Source organism: Mycobacterium sp., assembly GCF_049802695.1.
Taxonomy (GTDB): domain Bacteria; phylum Actinomycetota; class Actinomycetes; order Mycobacteriales; family Mycobacteriaceae; genus Mycobacterium.
The window spans coordinates 1-1614 of the sequence record NZ_JBARMY010000505.1; the positions used below are offsets into that span (position 1 = coordinate 1).

The 1614-nt window shown below is 69.2% G+C and carries 2 protein-coding genes; both read left to right on the forward strand.

All coding sequences use genetic code 11. From position 1 onward, the window contains the following. Positions 1 to 709: D-glycero-alpha-D-manno-heptose-1,7-bisphosphate 7-phosphatase (locus WA317_RS19905; protein WP_425174670.1), on the forward strand; the 709-nt coding region annotated here is incomplete at its 5' end. Positions 710 to 808: 99 nt separating this feature from the next. Next, positions 809 to 1614 (forward strand): glycosyltransferase family 9 protein (locus tag WA317_RS19910; protein WP_425174671.1); only part of this gene is annotated, 806 nt, incomplete at its 3' end.

Here is a 1614-nt window from a genome sequence, read left to right on the forward strand (position 1 = left end):
AGCCGGGATCGTCGCAGCGCTGTCCTGGCTGGCGCTGACGGTCGACTTCACACTGCGCCGCATCGCCGCAGGCCCGGGCACCGCGCGCGAGGTGATCGCCATGGCGCTGTCCAGCGTGCTCATTCCGCCGGTGGCGGTGGCGCAACGGCTCTGGGGTAGCTGGCTTTTCTGCGCCGCCCCCGCCGAACCGCCGCTGGCGGTGCTACTGGATCGCGATGACACCCTGATCGAAGACGGGCCGTATCTCAACGACCCGGCAGGCGTGGTCCCGATGCCGACCGCGCAACGTGCACTGGGTCGGTTGCGGAAGCACGGCCTGCTGCTGGCTGTGGTGACCAACCAGTCCGGGGTGGCCAAAGGCCTGATCAGCCCGGAACAACTGGACGCGGTCAACTTGCGGGTTGAGGAGTTGCTCGGACCGTTCGACTGCTGGCAGGTCTGCGTGCACGACAGCGGCTGCCCATGCCGAAAACCCGCGCCCGGCATGGTGATCGCAGCGGCTGACGCCTTGGGCGTGGACACGCGGCGCTGCGTGATGATCGGCGATACCGGCGGTGATGTGGCCGCCGCGCACGCCGCGGAGGCTGCGGCGATCCTGGTGCCAACCGGCAGAACCCTGGCTGCTGAGATCAGCGCCGCGCACGCCGACGCGCAGGTGGCGGGTTCACTCGACGACGCGGTGTCGTTGGTGCTGAAGGCTTTTCGATGACAGCCGTCAGCGACGATGCAGAGCGAAGTGATGAGGAGGAGCGGCGCATATGACAGCCGCCGGTGACGATGTAGAGCGACGCAATGAAGAGCGGCTCTCATGACGACGGCGATGGTTGCCAGGCTGGACAGTCTGGGCGACGTGCTCACTACCGGTCCGGCGGTGCGCGCGGTGGCCGCACGCCACGACCGCGTGGTGTTTTTGGCCGGACCCCGCGGCAGTGCGGCGGCGCGGCTGCTGCCCGGTGTCGACCGGGTGTTGGAGTGGGCGGCGGCCTGGGTCGATTTCGACGCGCCCGCGGTTACCGCTGACGGCGTTGCATCGCTGGTGAATGCGATCGTCGCAGAGCAGCCCGACTCGATGTTGATCTTCACGTCGTTCCATCAGTCGCCGCTGCCGTTGGCTTTGATCTGCCGGATGGCGGGGGTGCGGTGGATCGGTGCTATCTGCGAAGACTATCCGGGCACGTTGCTCGATCTGCGTCATCACGTCCCCGACGACATTCCCGAACCCCTGCGGGCGCTGTCCCTGGCTGAAGCCGCGGGATGCCGGTTACCCGCCGGCGACGACGGGCGGTTGCGAGTGAACCGCCTGCCGCAACTGAACGCGGCGCTGCGCGCCGTATCGAGCGCCCGCGACTACGTGGTGTACCACCCTGCGGCGGCGGTGCCGGCCCGTCAGCCTTCGGCGGCCAAGAGCGCGGAATTGGTCCGCGCGCTGGCGGCGGCCGGCCACCGTGTCGTGGTTACCGGCACAGCCGCCGATCGCGAACTGACTGCCCAGGTTGCCGCGGAGGTCGCGGTGGATCTGGGCGGACAAACCACCCTGGCCGAACTCGGCTCAGTATTCGCCGGCGCGCGCGCCGTCGTGGCGCCAAATACCGGGCCCGCGCACCTGGCGGCGGC